Origin of the sequence: Rhodococcus sp. Leaf278 (assembly GCF_001426085.1) — a bacterium.
Lineage (GTDB): Bacteria > Actinomycetota > Actinomycetes > Mycobacteriales > Mycobacteriaceae > Rhodococcoides.
In genome coordinates this window covers 124,309-141,470 of the sequence record NZ_LMRR01000002.1, presented here as the reverse complement: position 1 = coordinate 141,470, position 17,162 = coordinate 124,309, and the positions used below count along the sequence as shown (strand labels likewise).

Sequence of the window (17,162 nt, the reverse complement as noted above, 5' to 3'; positions counted from 1 at the left end):
GTGATCATCTGACTACTACTGCACCCTTCATCTGCGGATGGAGGGTGCAGTAGTAGAGGTAGGTGCCGGGCTCGTCGAAAGTCTGCACGTAGTCGCCGTATCCGAGCATGGGGCTGTGTAGGAGGGTCGAGGCCGCTCCGAGACCGACCACGTTGTGTCCGACGCCGCGATCGGCGAAATGCCAGGCCACACTCTGGCCGGCGTCGATCGTGACCGACGCAGGAGAGTAGGCCGTTCCGGCCACCTGCACGGTGGCGTCGGCGATCGATTCGTGCACCGTCAGAGTCGACGGGTCCTCGGTGCAGCCGGTCGTGGCGAGAACGATCGGGAGCAGGACCGTGAGCGTGAACGCTGCCGGTCCACCGCCGCGAGGTGTCATCCTTCGAGGCTAACCGGCTACGTCGCGGGGCTCCGATCGGACGCACGTAGGCTCGAGGTTCACGCCAGCGGGTAACGAGAGGACCTCGGCATGCGCGCCTACTACACACCCGAGCAGATACGGAATGCGGAAGCGCCGCTATTGAATTCCCTGCCGAACGGCGTTCTCATGCGTCGCGCTGCCTACGGCTTGGCAACAGTGGTGGCGGCCGAGCTCACGGCGCGCACGGGCGGCGTCGCGGGACGGCGCGTGACGATTCTGGTGGGCACGGGTGACAACGGTGGCGACGGTCTGTGGGCGGGGGCCTATCTGCGTCGACGGGGCGTCTCGGTGTCCGCGCTGCTTCTCGATCCGGCACGTGCGCATGCCGAAGGGCTGGAGGCCCTGCGCTCGTCGGGCGGACGGGTGGTGACGCAGTGCGGACCGGCCGACGTCGTGATCGACGCCATCGTGGGGATTTCCGGACGGGGTCCACTGCGGCCCGATGCAGCTGCGGTCGTTGCGCAGATCACCGCACCGATCGTGTCGGTGGACGTACCCAGCGGTGTGGACGCCGAGACCGGTGCCGCGCCGGGCCCGGCGGTGACGGCCGATGTGACGGTGACGTTCGGCGCGCGCAAGCCCGTCCATGTTCTCGCTGTACCTCGTTGTGGCCGAGTCGAACTGATCGACATCGGGCTGTCGCTTCCGGCACCGATGCTGGCATCGTTCGAGCCGGCCGACGTCGGGCAGATCTGGCCCATCCCTACCGCCTCGGACGACAAATATTCGCAGGGCGTGGTGGGAATCCTCGCCGGCAGCGCCACGTTCCCGGGTGCCGCACTGCTCTGTGTCGGGGCGGCGGTCGCGGCCACCTCCGGAATGGTCCGCTACGTGGGAAGCGCCGGTGCAGAGGTCGTTTCGCATTATCCGGAGGTGGTCGCCGCTCCAAATCTCGACGCAGCGGGGAGGGTGCAGGCATGGGTGGTGGGTCCAGGCTTCGGCACCGACGAGCCCTCGGCGGAGACAGTGCGCCGGGTGCTGGAATCGGATCTGCCGGTCGTCGTCGATGCCGATGCTCTGACCATTCTCGCGGGCAACGAACACTGGGTCGCCGGGCGCACCGCACCGACTCTGCTCACCCCGCACGCCGGAGAATTCGCACGCCTTACCGGGACGGACCCGAGCCCCGACCGCGTGGGGGCGGTGCGCGATCTTGCCGCGCGCTGGGGTGTGACCGTGCTGCTCAAGGGACGCGCAACGATCATGGCCGATGCCGACGGCACCACCTTGGTCAGCGACGCCGGGGGATCGGCCGCATCGACCGCCGGATCCGGCGACGTTCTCTCCGGAATCCTCGGGGCCCTGCTCGCGTCCGGGATGTCGCCCTCCACCGCGGCGGCCTGCGGGGCGAAGGTCCATGCGCTCGCTGCAGCGCGCGCGGCACATGGATCACGCGGGGAGTTCGCGGCGCCCGTGTCGGCGAGCCCACTGTGCGCATCCATCTCGGACGCGATCCGTACCGTGCGCTCGCTCACGGACTGATCGAGATAGTTGCAGGTCCCACTCGCGTAACCGGATGTGTCACGAGTTGTGCCACCCTGATCCGTCGTAGTACCGGCTCGGATGGCACTATCGAATGTTGTGAGTATCGGCTGCGGTGACGAGAGGACCGGTTCGGGCGCGGTGGCGTCCGTCGACCTCGACGCAGTGGGCCACAACGTGCGCGTGTTGCAACAGTTCGCCGGCGACGCCGGCGTGATGGCCGTGCTCAAGGCCGACGGGTACAACCACGGTGCCGTCGAGGTCGCCCACGCCGCAGTCTCAGCAGGCGCGCAGGAGATCGGCGTCACGACGATCGGCGAGGCCCTCGAACTCCGTGCAGCGGGAATCGGCGTTCCGGTGCTGGCATGGTTGCATCGAACGGATTCCGACTTCGACGCCGCTGTCGCTGCACAGGTGGGGATCGGGGTGTCCACGGCAGCCCAGCTCGACGCCGTGGTGGGAGCAGCGCGCAGAGTCGGTCGGGCCGCAGACGTCTCGCTCAAGGTCGATACCGGACTCAATCGCAACGGGGTCGCGGAAGCAGATCTCGATGTCGTTCTCGACGCGACGGCGGCCGCTGTCGCGGAGGGAGCCGTGGACTTGGTCGGTATGTTCTCGCACTTGGCGTGCGCCGACGAACCGGGGCACCCGGCCAACGACGCCCAAGCTGACCGGCTGCGTGACGCGGTGAGCCGCGCCACCCGGCGCGGAACGCCTCCAGCCGTCGTGCATCTGTCCAATTCGGCGGCCACGTTGACCAGACCCGATCTCTGTTTCGACATGGTCCGTCCGGGTATTGCTCTGTACGGTTTGTCGCCTGTGCCGCAGTTGGGAATGTTCGGTTTGCAGCCGGTGATGACGTTGTCGGCGCAGGTAGCGAACATCAAGAAGGTGAGCAAGGGTGAATCGGTGTCGTACGGATACACCTGGACCGCTCAGGCCGACACCGTGGTCGCGCTCATCGCTCTCGGGTATGCAGACGGCGTCGTCCGCAGTCTCGGTGGGCGGTTCGAAGTGACGATCGCTGGGCGACGTTTCCCGTCGGTGGGGCGTGTGTGCATGGACCAGTTCGTCGTCGACCTCGGCGGCAGCGGCTCGGGTGTCGCTGTCGGCGACGAGGCGTTACTCTTCGGGCCAGGGGACAAGGGGGAGGCGCACGCCCAGGATTGGGCAGATGCGCTCGACACGATCAGCTACGAGGTCGTCACCGGCATTCGTGGACGTGTTCGACGCCAGTTCGTCGGCGCGCGCTCAGGGGAGGCGACTGAATAAACATGCTCGGATTGCTGGAGAGTATTGCAATTGTGGTGCGCGAGACGGCGTTCCGATCCAACAAGGACCCGCTCGCCACGGAGAACCTCGACCTCATGGACGCGGACCGCGGCAGCATCGTCACCGCGGACGACGGTGTGCCGTTGGCGGTGCGTGAGGTCGGTCCGACCGACGCAGAGCTGACCGTGGTTTTCGTGCACGGTTATTGTCTGCGCACATCGTCCTGGCATTTCCAGCGCCGTGCTCTCGAACAGCAGTGGGGTTCCACGGTTCGGATGGTCTTCTACGATCAGCGCGGGCACGGTCGCTCGGGGGTGCCGACCCCGGAGAGCTGCACGATCGGTCAGCTCGGCCTCGATCTCGATGCGGTCATCCGTTCGGTGGTGCCGAAGGGACGCATCGTCCTGGTCGGTCACTCGATGGGCGGAATGTCGATTCTGTCCATGGCACGGCAGCGGTCGGAGGTGCTCCGTCAGCGAGTCATCGGCGCGGTGCTGATCTCGACGACCGCTGCCGGTCTCGCACAATCCGGAGTCGGTCGTAGTCTGCAGAATCCGGCCGTCGATGCGTTCCGCCTCGCGGTCCGAACTTCGCCGGGCGTCGTACAGTTCGGCCGTGGTGCGGTGCGCGCCCTGATTTCACCGGTACTGCGTGCGGCGTCCTACGGCACCCGAGTTTCCCCGCGCCTGGTGGCATTCTCTCAATCGATGATCGACGACACCTCGGTTGTCACGATCGTCAACTTTCTCGAGACACTCGAGCTGCACGACGAGTCCGAGGCGCTCGTGGAATTCGAGAACATTCCAGTGTCGGTGGTGTGTGGCGACGAGGACTGGATCATCCCGTTCGCCAGTTCCGAGGCGCTCGCGCAGGCCTTGCCGCGTTCGGAGACGGTGCGCGTCCGGCAAGGCGGACATCTCGTTCAGCTGGAGTTTCCCGAGCAGGTCAACGGCGCAATACTGCGGCTCGTGGCCCGAGCGTCGGAAGCCGCAGGCAAGAAGCGGCGGTGGGGCGTTGTCTGACGTGCAGTTCACGCTGCCGGTGGACGCCGAGTTGGTCACTGCCGCAGACACTGCCGAGTTCGGCGCACGGTTGGCAGATGTTCTGGTCGCGGGTGATCTGGTGATTCTCGACGGTCCGTTGGGCGCAGGGAAGACAGCGATGACCAAAGGTATTGCCGAGGGTCTCGGTGTGCAGGGGCGCGTGACGTCGCCCACCTTCGTCATTGCCCGGGAGCATCGGCCCGGACCGCGGCCGCATGGCCTACCGCCGGTTGCGCTCGTGCACGTCGATGCCTATCGGCTCGGGATGACCGGACAATCGGCGCTCGACGAACTCGATGCGCTGGATTTGGACACCGACCTCACCGATGCGGTGGTCGTGGTCGAGTGGGGCGAGGGCTTGGTCGAAAAACTGACCGACGGACACGTCTCGGTTCGATTGGCGCGCGATCCGGAATCGGATATTCGACGCGTGAGCGTTCGCCGAGTCGGCAAGGCCGGGATCGGCCCTGTGTCGCCGCCCGGCCCGAACGTGCGCGAAGTGCCTTAACAGACGACGTTCGTTTCGCACACCACGTGAATGCGTACATGCCCGCGTCGACGCGTAACCTGAGTCCTCGTGCTTGTACTTGCCGTCGACACTTCGACTCCCGCCGTCACCGCAGGTGTGGTGCGTCTGACGGAGGCCGCCGGTGCCCCGGTCGAAACCCTCGCCACGCGGGTTCGGGTGGATGCACGGTCGCACGCGGAGATCCTGACGCCCAATATTCTCGAGTGCCTCACCGACGCCCACATCACCGCGGCCGATCTCGGTGCCGTTGTCGTCGGCGTCGGACCCGGCCCCTACACCGGGTTGCGGGTGGGAATGGCGACGGCAGCGGCGTTCGGTGATGCACTCGGGGTACCGGTGTACGGGGTCTGCAGCCTCGACGCCATTGCTGCCGATGTCGCAGAGTCCGGAACCCTGTTGGTGGTGACCGACGCGCGCCGTCGCGAAATCTATTGGGCACGTTATGAATCCGGAGTTCGCACTGCAGGCCCCGATGTGATCGCGCCGGCCGAGCTGGACCGTCTCGGAATCGATGCGGTCGCCGGCTCGGCTCCGCATGCTGCGCAGTTCGACCTTCCGATTCGCGACGTGCAGGCACCGTCGCCGGCCGGTTTGATTCGGGTCGCCGCGGCCGATATCGCGAGCGGAGTCGCGCCCGGTCCGCTCGTTCCGCTGTATCTGCGCCGCCCCGATGCCAAGACCCTCGACGAGCGCGCCGCGGCGAAGGCTCGGCAATGACGCTGTCGATCGAACCCATGACCGTGCAGGACGCGCCTCGATGCGCGTACCTCGAGACCGTGCTCTTCGAGGGCGACGACCCATGGTCCGAGGACGCATTCGTCGCGGAACTGGCTGCGCCCCACAACCATTACGTCACGGCGCGCGAGGGCAGCGAGGTGGTCGGCTACGCAGGCATCGCCCTGCTGGGGCAGCCGAGCCGCGGTGCATTCGTGGTCGGTGAGTCCGAGGTGCACACCATCGGCGTCGATCCGGCTCATCATCGAAGAGGGATCGGCGGACGACTGCTCGGCGAGCTGCTTCGTGTGGCCGACGAGCACGGAGGACCGGTCTTTCTCGAGGTCCGCACCGACAACGAGCCGGCCATCGAGTTGTACCGACGGGAGGGGTTCGAGATCGTGGGCACCAGGGCCAAGTACTACCAGCCCAGTGGAGCCGACGCCTTCACCATGCGTCGGCCGGAACGAACCGAAGGATCAGCCCGATGATCGTGATGGGTATCGAAAGCTCCTGCGATGAAACGGGAGTCGGGATCGTCCGGTGGAACGCTGGACAGTGCGAGCTGCTCGCGGACGAGGTGGCATCGAGCGTCGACGAGCACGCCCGATACGGCGGAGTGGTGCCGGAGGTCGCGTCACGGGCGCACCTCGAAGCCATCGTGCCGACCATGCGGCGAGCTCTGGCGACGGCCGACATCGATCGTCCCGACGCCGTCGCGGTGACGATCGGGCCGGGATTGGCCGGAGCGCTACTGGTCGGGGTTGCTGCTGCCAAGGCCTACGCCGCAGCCTGGGGGGTGCCCTTCTATGCGGTGAACCATCTCGGTGGACACGTCGCGGTCGACACGCTCGAACACGGTCCGATGCCGCCGTGTGTTGCCCTGTTGGTCTCCGGTGGGCACACTCATCTGCTGCACGTCGACGATCTGTCTCGGCCGATCGCCGAGCTCGGAACGACGGTCGACGACGCCGCGGGGGAGGCCTTCGACAAGGTCGCACGACTACTCGGATTGGGCTACCCGGGCGGCCCTGCTCTCGATGCTGCTGCGCGCGAAGGGGATCCGTCCGCGATAGCGTTTCCTCGGGGAATGACCGGCCCTCGTGATGCGCGGTACGACTTCTCGTTCTCCGGAGTCAAGACCGCGGTCGCTCGATTCGTCGAGGCCAGGCAACGCGCAGGCGATCCCGTTCCGGTAGCCGACATCGCCGCATCGTTTCAGGAGTCCGTTGCCGATGTGTTGACGATGAAGGCGGTTCGTGCGGCGACCGACGTCGATGTCGACACGATCGTGCTCGGCGGGGGTGCCACGGCGAATTCACGTATCCGGTCTTTGATCGAAAGTCGTTGTGCCGAACAGGGTTTGACCTTACGGATACCGAAGCCGAGGCTGTGCACGGACAACGGTGTCATGATTGCCGCCCTGGGTGCGCATCTCGTCGCCGGCGGCGCTGCGCCGTCCGCGCTCACCGCAGTGACCGATCCGGGTCTGTCGGTTGCGACCAGTCAGGTTCCTGGCTGAACGTCCGGAACGGGCCCGAAGGTCTGGGGTGCAGTCGTGTCCTGCGATGTGCTGGGTTCGACGCTCTCGCCGGACACCGCAGGCGGTGGCGACCAGACGGTCGGCGGAGGGGTCAGTTCCGGAGTGGGATCGGAGCCGCGAATTACCGTCGTCGGAACCGTGACCGATTCGGTCGGTTCCACGCCGCTGTTTTCGGCACCGCTGGATTCCACACCGCTCTGCGGTATCACCTCGGCGGACGGTTGCGGTGTCGGTCCTGGGCTGAGCTCGATGGGGCCGGACGGCGTTGTCGTACCAGGGGTCTCGCCCGCATCGGGGTCGGTGGGCTCGACAGGCAGGGTGGTGGTCGGTCCAGTTGTCGTGGGCTCGGGTGTGATCGGTGTCGGAGGTACGACGGTGACACCGGTGCCGGCTTCGGGTGACGACGACGGCGGCCCGACCGGCCATTCGATGCGCGGGAGGTCGGGAGCGGGTCGCAGCGTCGGCGTGGTGGTCGGTGCGTCGGACGTGGTGAGTCCGGACGATGAATCCGTCGACTCCACCGTGGTTGCCGCCGAGCTTGCGGGATCTCCCGAGGTGCGATTGGAGGTCGATGTGTCACCGGGCGAATAACCCTCGGCTGCAGGTCGTCCCGAGTCGCCGGAGCCCGCGACGGGGTTTGTCGCGCTGCCGGCGGGGGACACGCTCGGGTCGTCCGCCGGCGTCATCGTCTGTAGGCCGTAGGCGAGCACCAGTCCGCCCGCGACCACGGCGGCAGCTATCGCACCCGAGTAGCGACTCATCCGGCCGGCGGTTCGGCGCGCAGCCGAGACCAGTGGGTAGTCGGTGTCGGTCACCGACGCGGCGACCGCAGCGGCACCCACAGCAAGGACGGCGTCGGGTTCGGGGAGGCGAACGACGCGGGCGTGGAACATGTCGGACATGGACGAGGCCAGCAGCGGGATGTGGGCTCCGCCGCCGATGAGCACGATGGCCTCGGGTTCGTGGGTGCTCTCGTCGAACACTCTGCGGACGAACTGGGCTGCTTCGCGCAGGAGCGGAGATGCAGCGGTCTCGAATGCACTGCGGTCGACGGTCAGCGGTACCCCGTTGTAGCGCTCGATCCGGACTTCGTCTTCGCAGGACAGTTGTTCTTTGATCGATCGGCACCGTGCCGATCCGATTCCGCGGTCGTCGCGAATGTCGTCTCGGAGGTTGTCGCGGGTCATGTCCTGGACGAGATTCTTCACGAGAGCGTCCAGTGCGTTACCGCTGACGACATCCGACCGGTCGTGCGCGGACACCGTTCCCGCAGTTCGGTCGGTGACGGTGACCGACAGCCCCGACGCTCCGAGATCGACCAGAGCGATCGTGTCGTAGCCGTCGATCAGGCCGGTGGTCGTCAGGTGCGCAACTGCCGCCGCGGATTCGGGCACGAGTCGAACGTCGCGAGTGGTGTGCGTCAAGGCACCGCGAATTCTCGCGGCGTGCTCCTCGGTGCGGTAGGTGACGGCGATGGCGTCGGGTGACCGACGTCCGGGAATCAGCGATGCCATCAGCTCGATGGCGGAGGTGACGAGCTCACCCATATCGGTGTTCGCCTGGCGATCCGCCGACACGGTCCGGTACTCGACCGTGCGACTGCCGTCGACGTCGACAGTGACGAGGGCTGCGCAGACGACCTCGGATCCGGTGGACACTCCCACTCCTACCCGCATGCTGCACCACCCGCCCCTGTTTGCCTGTCCGGTTCGACTGTCTCGAGCCTCATGTCGCGACCCAGCTGTCGATCGTTATCGTTCTGACAGCCCCGTTATCGTAACGTTACTTGCCGCCTTTATGCGAGCGTTATATTCCATGCGGTCGGTTATCGGGAGGACGTTCGTGGTGGTTCACCTGGCCTTTCGGTGGAGGTGTGATAAGTCGGAAAAACGTGGAAATCGTGAGCAGCATCGGCGTTTCGAGGCTTGATTTTCCGAGTTTTCCGATTGTGGGCGTCCGAGAAACCGCGCATCGTGGACGGCGGAAGACCGTCCGGGTACGCGTCGGCTCGAATCTGGCGAACCCAGCCCTTGAGTGCTGGCACTCTCGTGTATAGAGTGCTAGTTGGCATCGAGCGAAGTCCCGGCACCCGCGACGACGGGAACGAGTTCGAGCCGTTTGTCAGGACCGCACGAGAAGTACTTACACACAGCTGTCCGGGGATCCGACCCCGGACGCGTACCCCATAACTTTGGAGGGCTCAACGTGGCGAGCGTGAAAATCAAGCCGCTCGAGGACAAGATCCTCGTCCAGGCCAACGAGGCCGAGACGACGACCGCCTCCGGTCTGGTCATCCCCGACACAGCCAAGGAGAAGCCTCAGGAAGGCACCGTCGTCGCCGTTGGCGAAGGCCGTGTCACCGAAAAGGGCAACCGCATCCCGGTCGACGTCAAAGAAGGTGACACCGTCATCTACAGCAAGTACGGCGGCACCGAGATCAAGTACGCCGGCGAGGAGTACCTGATCCTGTCGGCACGCGACGTGCTGGCAGTCATCGCCAAGTAGGCCACAACGCACCCCGCCCCGGAAGCCGATCTCGTGTCGGTGCCGGGGCGGTGTGCGTTCGATCGAGTTTCTTTACTCGAAGGAGTAACACCGAAACATGGCAAAGCAAATCCAATTCAACGAGGAAGCGCGCCGGTCACTCGAGCGCGGCGTCGACAAACTTGCCGACGCAGTCAAGGTCACTCTCGGACCACGTGGACGCCACGTAGTCCTGTCCAAGGCATTCGGCGGACCGACCGTCACCAACGACGGCGTGTCGATCGCTCGTGAGATCGACCTGGAAGACCCGTTCGAGAACTTGGGCGCACAGCTGGTCAAGAGCGTCGCGACCAAGACCAACGACGTCGCCGGCGACGGAACCACCACCGCGACGGTTCTCGCGCAGGCTCTCGTGCGCGGCGGACTGAAGAACATCGCCGCCGGTGCGAACCCGATCGCCCTCGGCGTCGGGATCTCCAAGGCTGCCGACAAGGTCGCCGAGGCACTGCTCGCCGCCGCTACTCCGGTCGAGGGCAAGCAAGCCATTGCTCAGGTGGCCACAGTGTCCTCACGTGACCCCGAGATCGGCGAACTGGTCGGTGAGGCGCTCACTCGCGTCGGTGCCGATGGCGTGGTCACCGTCGAAGAGTCTTCGACCCTGCTCACGGAACTCTCGGTCACCGAGGGCGTTCAGTTCGACAAGGGCTACCTCTCGCCGTACTTCGTCACCGACGTCGACACGCAGGAAGCCGTACTCGAAGACGCGTACGTCCTGCTCTACCGCGAGAAGATCACCTCGCTTCCGGACTTCCTTCCGCTGCTGGAGAAGGTTGCCGAGAGCGGCAAGCCGTTGCTCATCCTGGCCGAGGACACCGAGGGCGAAGTTCTCTCGACGCTCGTCGTGAACTCGATTCGTAAGACGATCAAGGCCGTCGCCGTGAAGGCACCGTTCTTCGGAGATCGTCGCAAGGCGTTCCTGGACGACCTCGCCGTCGTGACTGCGGGACAGGTCATCACTGCCGACGTCGGTCTGAGCCTGAAGGAAGCCGGCCTCGAGCTTCTCGGGCGCGCTCGTCGCGTTGTGGTCACCAAGGACGACACGACCATCGTCGACGGTGCGGGTTCCCAGGAAGACATCGATGCTCGCGTCGGCCAGTTGCGCCGCGAAATCGAGAACACCGAGTCCGAGTGGGACCGCGAGAAGCTCGAAGAGCGTCTGGCGAAGCTCTCGGGCGGTATCGCCGTCATCAAGGTCGGCGCAGCTACCGAGACCGAGCTCAAGGAACGCAAGTTCCGCGTCGACGACGCAGTGGCAGCAGCCAAGGCGGCCGTCGAAGAGGGCATCGTTCCCGGCGGTGGCTCCGCTCTGACGCAGGCAGCGTTGTCGCTGGCCGATGACCTGGGCCTGACCGGCGACGAAGCGACCGGTGTCGCCGTGGTGCGTACCGCACTCAACGCGCCGCTGTTCTGGATCGCCACCAACGCCGGCATCGACGGTTCCGTCGTGGTCAGCAAAGTTGCCGAGCTGCCGAAGGGACACGGATTCAATGCCGCGACCCTGACGTACGGTGACCTGCTGGCCGACGGCGTCGTGGATCCGGTGAAGGTGACTCGATCGGCTGTGGTCAACGCTGCATCGGTTGCTCGGATGATCCTGACGACCGAGAGCTCGATCGTGGAGAAGCCGGAAGAGGCCGCCGAGCCTGCTGCCGGCCACGGTCACGCTCACTGACATTCGGTAGAACAACGACGAAGCCCCCAACCCGCACGGGTTGGGGGCTTCGTCGTGCTTGCACTCGCGAGTGCTGCGTCGACTAGACCGCAATTCGGCGACGGTTGTGCCGCGCGTGTAGTTCTCGTTCGGTCTCGGACATTCCGCCCCAGATGCCGTACGGCTCACTGACGTTGAGAGCGTGTGTGCGGCACTGCGCGAGAACGGGGCAGCTGCGGCACATTTCCTTGGCGCGCATCTCGCGCTGCGCTCGTGCGCGGCCTCGCTCGCCGTCCGGGTGGAAGAACATGGACGAGTCGACCCCACGGCACAGGCCGTGCATCTGCCAATCCCAAATATCGGCGTTCGGCCCAGGGAGGTGATTCGGCTGCGGCATGGAAACTCCTAGGGTGGTGTGGCTTCTCGGATTCGTGATCCGAATGCCGACAACGTTATGTGGGTCGACGAAATCGAGTCAATAGTTCTCGGTCGTGGGCAAATGCATAGTTATGCGGCCAAGAATTAACACGGGCGATATTTACTTGAACCGCACCGCGTGCGTGCTGCTCCTGTTGAAGAATCCGCGAACACGGGAGACGATAGGGAGGGGCGCGGCTCGGCGTCCGTCCCGCGGACGCACTGATTCGGCGTCGGAAACTGTGACCGCGAGTGGTCGGTTGGCCGGACATCTTTCGCAGTTCTCCCTGTTCGGGGCCCCGTGGCGGCTCCAGAAGTTCATGTGCTGCCGGCCGGTCGGTTCGGTGTTCTCGGCGGCAACGGGACTGCAAGCGGTTATCGATGCCGGAGTCTGGAATGGCATGTCTCGGGCCGAGGCGTCGGACAACGACCGCTGAGATTTGTCGGCACAGTTCACCGTTTCGGTGGAGCGTTTAACCTATTCGCCACACAGCGTTCAGATCGTTGTTTCCTGAACAGCCTTTTTTGCATTGTTAATTCCTTGAAAACTGCGTTTCGTTCACGAAATGCAGACCTCGCGGAGCGTGCCGGGAGCGATCACGAATTCTCGCCACACGGATGGCGAGGCCTACCCTTGCGTCGTGCCACCAGAGCAGATCTCGCGGTTCACTGCGACGCCCTCCGACCTCTTCGACGTCGCATTCGGTGCCGAACCCGGCCGATTTCCGGTGCCCGCGGCGGTCGGACCACGCGAGAGCTGGTACCGCAGTGTGGCGTTGGCCGGCCAAGGTCGATACGGCGCGGCGGATGTCGAGCTACGGCGGCACCGACCTCACAGCCTCGAACTCCAGTCGTTGCACGCGTCGACCAGAGCCTCGTGGCTGCGTCAACTGGGTCGGCACGAGCGGGCGCGTCGCTTCGACGGAAAGGCGGTGTTTCTCGTCGGTCTCGTAGGACCTCCGCGATCGACAGCCGCGGTCGAAGCCCGCAGTGATGCGTTGATCGGCCTCGCTGCCGACGCGCTCGGCACGGGGCGGTTCGGCGTGGCGCAGACCCTGCTCGAGCGCAGCGAGGAGTATCGACTCGGGCCGAACGGCCATGACCTGTGGCGTCCGGCCCTGCGAGCTGCGTGGGTATCTGCCGAACTGGCGATGGTGCGCGGCGACGCCTCGACGGCCCTCCGACACGCCGAATCGGCGCGGGCTCTCGCCAACGATGCCGATTCGTTACGCCACAGCATCAAGACGGACCTGATACTGGCGGCTGCGCTGAGTTGCGCAGGACAGGCCGCCCGTGCACACGATTCGGCGGTCCAGGTGGCCAGCGCTGCGGCGATGCACGGTCTGCTGCCCTTGCGCTGGGCCGCGACGATGCTCTGCGAAGGAACCGGAATTGCCGACGCGGGCATGGTGACCTCTGTCGCTCTCGCCGCGGCGATCGATCGCCGCGGTGGTTCGTCGATCGGCTGACCAGGACTGCGATCGGACACGGACCGAGCGGTTCGGTTGCGACGGGGTGGTGTCGCTATCCTTGGTCACGTTCCACCACCACGTGGAAGCGCTCCCAGGCGGGTGCGTACCTGTAACGCGGGGAAAATTGTCGACGATGAACACAGCGGGTGAGGAGTTGGACTCTTTCGTCGTTGCCGCAGCGCAAGGCGATCGACTGGCTCTGTCCCGGGTCTTGGAGTTCATTCGACCACTTGTCGTTCGGTATTGCCGGGCACGAGTCGGATCGGCGGAGCGCGGTCAGTTGTCGGCCGACGATGTGGCGCAGGAGGTCTGTTTGGCAGTCATGACCGCCTTGCCGCGTTACCAGGACCAAGGTCGTCCGTTCATGGCATTCGTGTACGGCATCGCGGCTCACAAGGTCGCCGATGCCCATCGCAGCGCCTCGCGTAACAAATCGGACCCGGCCGCCGAAGTACCAGATGTCGTGTCGATGGAACACGGACCGGAGCAACGCGCTCTCGAATCCGAGTCGAGTCGTCAGATGACTGCACTGCTGGACACCTTGCCCGCCAAGCACCGAGAAATTCTGGTGCTCCGACTCATCGTCGGATTGTCGGCCGAGGAAACAGCAGCGGCAGTCGGCAGCACTGCAGGCGCTATCCGCGTGGCTCAGCACCGAGCTATCGCAAAACTGAAGAACGAAGTTGTGAGAGCAGGTGAAATGTATGGCTAGGGACATTGGTCACGGTGGCTCCGGCGAGACTCCGCGTCGCGGAATCTCGCGAATCGGTGAGCACGTGAACCCCACTGGACCGAAGCAGAACGATCCCTATGCCGACATCGGTGCAGACGGTGGTCCCGTGGACCTCGTTGCCGTACGTCGTGACGATGCGTTCATCGACGCGATCAGTGGTGACGGACCGATCGCTACCGATGACGCGGACGAGTATCAACTGGCCCTTCTTCTCGCCAACTGGCGAGCAGATGTGATTGCTCCGGCAATGCCCGCCGGCCCGTCCCTGGACGTGGTCGTGGCATCGGTGGAACGCGAGAAGCTCGCCGCCGACATGGCGCGAAGGAGCTCGGCGAACCGTGGCGGCCGGATGCGTTTGCTGCGTCCCATTGCCGGTGCCGCTGCGGCGATCGCTGTGGTGATGGGTGGCTTGGTTGTCATCTCCTACAACTCGACACCCGACGATCCGCTGTGGAGCGTCAAGTCCGTCGTGTTCTCCGAGCAGGCCGATTCGACTGTGGCGCAGATCGATACGACGTCCAAGCTGCAGGAGGCCGAAAACCTTCTGTCGTCGGGTGATGCCGACGCGGCTCGGGCTCTGCTCGATGGTGCATCGAACCGCACTTCGGCTGTACTCGACGATTCGCAGCGCGCCGAGCTCGACCAGTGGCTGGCGCGTCTGCTGCAGGAGTTGCAGGCGTTGACGGTTCCCGTGCCCGTACCGCCCCCTGCGGCGGTTCCGAGTGCGCCCGCAGCGGCACCCAGCTCCGAGGTTGTCGCCCCGCAGGCCCCGGTGGACGCGTTGGTGCCCGACACCAGCGCAGTTCCGGTCACTCCGATTCCGGAAACGACCACACCGGACAGCCCTCCGGTCACGACGAGTCCGAGTCCGACGACGACCGCTGTCACACCGACAGCCCCTGTCGACCCGAACGAGCCGACGGCTACGGCCGACGGAAGTTCGTCCGCGAATCGCGATCGGATGTCGGTCCCGTCCGGCGGTAGCTGAGCGAGTTCTCGATTCCTCCTGAACAACGAAGAAGCCCGACACGATCATCGTGTCGGGCTTCTTCGTATTGCGGAGTTCGCGCCGAAGCTCAGCTGTCGAAACCGTCGCCGTGCAGGGCGTCGTTCATCGATGCATCCGCGAAGCCGCGGCAGTAATCCCAGGTCACGTAGGCGTCGGGTACGGGGTCGTAGGCCGGCTCGTGCGGCCGTACGGTGCCGTCGACCAAAAGCTGCAACAAGTTCGCGCGGAGCATGTCCCAGTCGTGGTAGTGGTCCTGCTGGCAGTCCTCGCAACACACGACCAGGCCGCGGATGCCGCGGTGGCCGAGCAATGCTTCGTAGACAGCGAGGTCGGCCAGATCTTCCTCGACGGCCAGACGTTCCTGAGGATCCAGGGGCTGGCCGGGCTCGATTGCGTCGAGGGCGGCCGACGGGTCGGCTGGGTCTCCGGCGAAGGGGTCCGGGGGTAAACCGGGAGGCAGTTGATCGCGCACGCCTCCACGGTACGCAGGATTGGTGGGTCTGCGCCAGCTGTTCGAATGCGACATGCCGGACGTCGATGCCGTGTATCGCTGCCGATAGACGAGATTTCCAGGTCTCGGGCAGGCCGTAGTGGGAGGCATTCGCACTGGTTGTGCCCTAGCCGATACCATGGTTCACGGCGCTGAACAGATGAGTGCAAGTGCCGAAACTCCATCCGTTCTCCAATCCCGCATTCCGGTGCGCCTGCGAGCTCTCACCGGCCGCACGCCGCGCCGAAGTGCGACCAGGCTCTAGGGAGGGCCAGATTCGCATGAGTAGTCCCGGAGCCCACGTCCGCACAGGCGGCGACGATCCCACCAAGGTCGCGATGCTCGGCCTCACGTTCGACGACGTCCTGCTGCTGCCGGCCGCTTCGGACCTGATCCCGAGTTCGGTCGACACGTCCAGCCAGATCACCCGTGAGATCCGGTTGCGGGTGCCTCTGGTCAGCTCGGCCATGGACACCGTCACCGAGGCGCGGATGGCGATCGCGATGGCGCGCGCCGGCGGTATGGGCGTGCTGCACCGCAACCTGTCGCTGCAGGATCAGGCGTCGCAGGTGGAAACCGTCAAGCGCTCCGAGGCCGGCATGGTCACCGATCCGGTCACCTGCAAGCCCACCGATTCGTTGGCCGAGGTCGACGCCATGTGCGCGCGCTTCCGCATCTCGGGTTTGCCCGTCACCGACGAGACCGGCGCACTCGTCGGCATCATCACCAACCGCGACATGCGCTTCGAGGTGGATCAGAACCGCCGCGTCGCCGATGTCATGACCAAGGCTCCCCTCATCACCGCGCAGGAGGGCGTCACCGCGGAGGCCGCTCTCGGCCTGCTACGTCGCCACAAGATCGAGAAGCTCCCGATCGTCGACGGCAAAGGCGCACTGACCGGCCTCATCACGGTCAAGGACTTCGTCAAGACCGAACAGCATCCCAACGCCACCAAGGACCGTGACGGCCGATTGCTCGTCGGTGCTGCGGTGGGTGTCGGACAGGACGCGTGGGCTCGTTCGATGGCCCTGACCGATGCCGGTGTCGACGTCGTCATCGTCGACACGGCGCACGGCCACAACTCGCAGGTCCTGGAGATGGTCAGCAAGCTCAAGGCAGAGGTGGGCGATCGGGTTCAGGTCGTCGGCGGAAACGTTGCCACCCGTGCAGGCGCACTCGCTCTCGTCGAGGCCGGTGCAGACGCGGTCAAGGTCGGCGTCGGGCCGGGATCCATCTGCACCACCCGCGTGGTCGCAGGCGTCGGGGCTCCGCAGATCACCGCCATCCTCGAAGCCGTCGCCGCGTGCAAGCCGCACGGTGTGCCGGTCATCGCCGACGGCGGTATGCAGTTCTCCGGTGACATTGCGAAGGCCCTCGCCGCAGGTGCCTCGACCGCCATGCTCGGATCGCTGCTGGCGGGAACGGCCGAGTCCCCCGGTGAGCTGATTCTGGTGGGCGGCAAGCAGTTCAAGAGCTACCGCGGCATGGGTTCTCTCGGTGCGATGCAGGGACGCGGGGGAGCGAAGTCGTTCTCCAAGGACCGCTACTTCCAGGACGACGTGTTGGCCGAGGACAAGTTGGTGCCCGAGGGCATCGAAGGCCGTGTCCCGTATCGCGGACCGCTCAATCAGGTCATTCACCAGCTCACCGGTGGCCTGCGCGCTGCGATGGGGTACACCGGGTCCAACTCGATCGAAGACCTGCAGCAGGCTCAGTTCGTGCAGATCACCGCGGCCGGGCTCAAGGAGAGCCATCCGCACGACATCACGATGACCGCAGAGGCTCCGAACTACACCACCCGATAGTCGCTTCGGCCTCAGTCGGCCGACTCGATTCGCTCCC

The 17,162-nt window shown here is 65.5% G+C and carries 18 protein-coding genes; 14 read left to right on the top strand and 4 right to left on the bottom strand.

Annotated elements, in window-relative coordinates:
• Nucleotides 1–4: 4 nt before the first annotated feature.
• A complete protein-coding gene (locus ASG84_RS03440) occupies nucleotides 5–379 on the bottom strand; it encodes a cupredoxin domain-containing protein (RefSeq protein WP_057475644.1) in 375 nt (124 codons plus the stop codon).
• 90 nt (nucleotides 380–469) lie between these two features.
• On the opposite strand from ASG84_RS03440, the gene ASG84_RS03435 reads away from it, so the two are divergent.
• The 7 genes from ASG84_RS03435 to tsaD all read left to right on the top strand — a co-directional run bounded on the left by ASG84_RS03435 (nucleotide 470) and on the right by tsaD (nucleotide 6,983).
• Nucleotides 470–1,903 carry a bifunctional ADP-dependent NAD(P)H-hydrate dehydratase/NAD(P)H-hydrate epimerase gene (locus tag ASG84_RS03435; RefSeq protein ID WP_057475643.1) on the top strand — a complete coding sequence of 478 codons (1,434 nt, stop codon included), beginning with the start codon at nucleotides 470–472 and terminating at the stop codon, nucleotides 1,901–1,903.
• Between the two features lie 81 nt (nucleotides 1,904–1,984).
• A complete protein-coding gene (gene alr, locus ASG84_RS03430) occupies nucleotides 1,985–3,175 on the top strand; it encodes an alanine racemase (protein ID WP_057475642.1) in 1,191 nt (396 codons plus the stop codon).
• Nucleotides 3,176–3,177: 2 nt separating this feature from the next.
• A complete protein-coding gene (locus tag ASG84_RS03425; protein ID WP_057475641.1) occupies nucleotides 3,178–4,197 on the top strand; it encodes an alpha/beta fold hydrolase in 1,020 nt (339 codons plus the stop codon).
• The gene (tsaE, locus tag ASG84_RS03420; protein ID WP_057475640.1) at nucleotides 4,190–4,726 is read left to right on the top strand and encodes a tRNA (adenosine(37)-N6)-threonylcarbamoyltransferase complex ATPase subunit type 1 TsaE; all 537 of its coding nucleotides are present in this window, start codon (nucleotides 4,190–4,192) and stop codon (nucleotides 4,724–4,726) included. The genes ASG84_RS03425 and tsaE overlap by 8 nt, the downstream gene beginning before the upstream one ends.
• A 69-nt stretch (nucleotides 4,727–4,795) precedes the next feature.
• Nucleotides 4,796–5,464, top strand: coding sequence for a tRNA (adenosine(37)-N6)-threonylcarbamoyltransferase complex dimerization subunit type 1 TsaB (gene tsaB, locus ASG84_RS03415; protein ID WP_057475639.1), 669 nt, complete (start codon nucleotides 4,796–4,798; stop codon nucleotides 5,462–5,464).
• Nucleotides 5,461–5,952, top strand: coding sequence for a ribosomal protein S18-alanine N-acetyltransferase (rimI, locus tag ASG84_RS03410; RefSeq protein ID WP_057475638.1), 492 nt, complete (start codon nucleotides 5,461–5,463; stop codon nucleotides 5,950–5,952). The genes tsaB and rimI overlap by 4 nt, the downstream gene beginning before the upstream one ends.
• Nucleotides 5,949–6,983: a tRNA (adenosine(37)-N6)-threonylcarbamoyltransferase complex transferase subunit TsaD gene (tsaD, locus tag ASG84_RS03405; RefSeq protein WP_057475637.1), complete on the top strand. Its 1,035-nt coding sequence runs from the start codon at nucleotides 5,949–5,951 to the stop codon at nucleotides 6,981–6,983. Before rimI ends, tsaD begins: the two co-directional genes overlap by 4 nt.
• Here the strand turns inward: tsaD and ASG84_RS03400 are convergent.
• Nucleotides 6,968–8,662, bottom strand: coding sequence for an Hsp70 family protein (locus ASG84_RS03400; protein ID WP_162248308.1), 1,695 nt, complete (start codon nucleotides 8,660–8,662; stop codon nucleotides 6,968–6,970). The genes tsaD and ASG84_RS03400 overlap by 16 nt on opposite strands.
• 547 nt (nucleotides 8,663–9,209) lie before the next feature.
• Between ASG84_RS03400 and groES the strand changes: the two genes are divergently transcribed.
• A complete protein-coding gene (groES, locus tag ASG84_RS03395) occupies nucleotides 9,210–9,509 on the top strand; it encodes a co-chaperone GroES (protein WP_008718149.1) in 300 nt (99 codons plus the stop codon).
• Nucleotides 9,510–9,606: 97 nt separating this feature from the next.
• Entirely contained in the window at nucleotides 9,607–11,220 is a 1,614-nt protein-coding gene (gene groL / locus ASG84_RS03390; RefSeq protein WP_032376738.1) for a chaperonin GroEL, read from the top strand.
• A gap of 82 nt (nucleotides 11,221–11,302) precedes the next feature.
• On the opposite strand, the gene ASG84_RS03385 is transcribed toward groL, so the two are convergent.
• A complete protein-coding gene (locus ASG84_RS03385; RefSeq protein ID WP_027496361.1) occupies nucleotides 11,303–11,596 on the bottom strand; it encodes a WhiB family transcriptional regulator in 294 nt (97 codons plus the stop codon).
• 262 nt (nucleotides 11,597–11,858) lie between these two features.
• On the opposite strand from ASG84_RS03385, the gene ASG84_RS03380 reads away from it, so the two are divergent.
• The 4 genes from ASG84_RS03380 to ASG84_RS03365 all read left to right on the top strand — a co-directional run bounded on the left by ASG84_RS03380 (nucleotide 11,859) and on the right by ASG84_RS03365 (nucleotide 14,809).
• The gene (locus ASG84_RS03380) at nucleotides 11,859–12,053 is read left to right on the top strand and encodes a hypothetical protein (protein WP_057475635.1); all 195 of its coding nucleotides are present in this window, start codon (nucleotides 11,859–11,861) and stop codon (nucleotides 12,051–12,053) included.
• Nucleotides 12,054–12,257: 204 nt separating this feature from the next.
• Complete coding sequence (locus tag ASG84_RS03375; protein WP_156399367.1) at nucleotides 12,258–13,085, top strand: hypothetical protein; 828 nt, start codon at nucleotides 12,258–12,260, stop codon at nucleotides 13,083–13,085.
• A 136-nt stretch (nucleotides 13,086–13,221) separates the two neighbouring features.
• Nucleotides 13,222–13,800: a sigma-70 family RNA polymerase sigma factor gene (locus tag ASG84_RS03370; RefSeq protein WP_032376740.1), complete on the top strand. Its 579-nt coding sequence runs from the start codon at nucleotides 13,222–13,224 to the stop codon at nucleotides 13,798–13,800.
• Nucleotides 13,793–14,809 carry an anti-sigma-D factor RsdA gene (locus ASG84_RS03365; RefSeq protein ID WP_057475633.1) on the top strand — a complete coding sequence of 339 codons (1,017 nt, stop codon included), beginning with the start codon at nucleotides 13,793–13,795 and terminating at the stop codon, nucleotides 14,807–14,809. Before ASG84_RS03370 ends, ASG84_RS03365 begins: the two co-directional genes overlap by 8 nt.
• Before the next feature lie 88 nt (nucleotides 14,810–14,897).
• Here ASG84_RS03365 and ASG84_RS03360 read toward each other — a convergent pair whose 3' ends face one another.
• Nucleotides 14,898–15,302: a DUF5319 domain-containing protein gene (locus tag ASG84_RS03360; protein ID WP_032378069.1), complete on the bottom strand. Its 405-nt coding sequence runs from the start codon at nucleotides 15,300–15,302 to the stop codon at nucleotides 14,898–14,900.
• A 299-nt stretch (nucleotides 15,303–15,601) separates the two neighbouring features.
• Here ASG84_RS03360 and guaB point away from each other — a divergent pair, with 299 nt between their 5' ends.
• On the top strand, nucleotides 15,602–17,125 hold the full coding sequence (gene guaB, locus ASG84_RS03355; protein WP_200936492.1) for an IMP dehydrogenase: 1,524 nt from the start codon (nucleotides 15,602–15,604) through the stop codon (nucleotides 17,123–17,125).
• Nucleotides 17,126–17,162 lie beyond the last annotated feature (37 nt).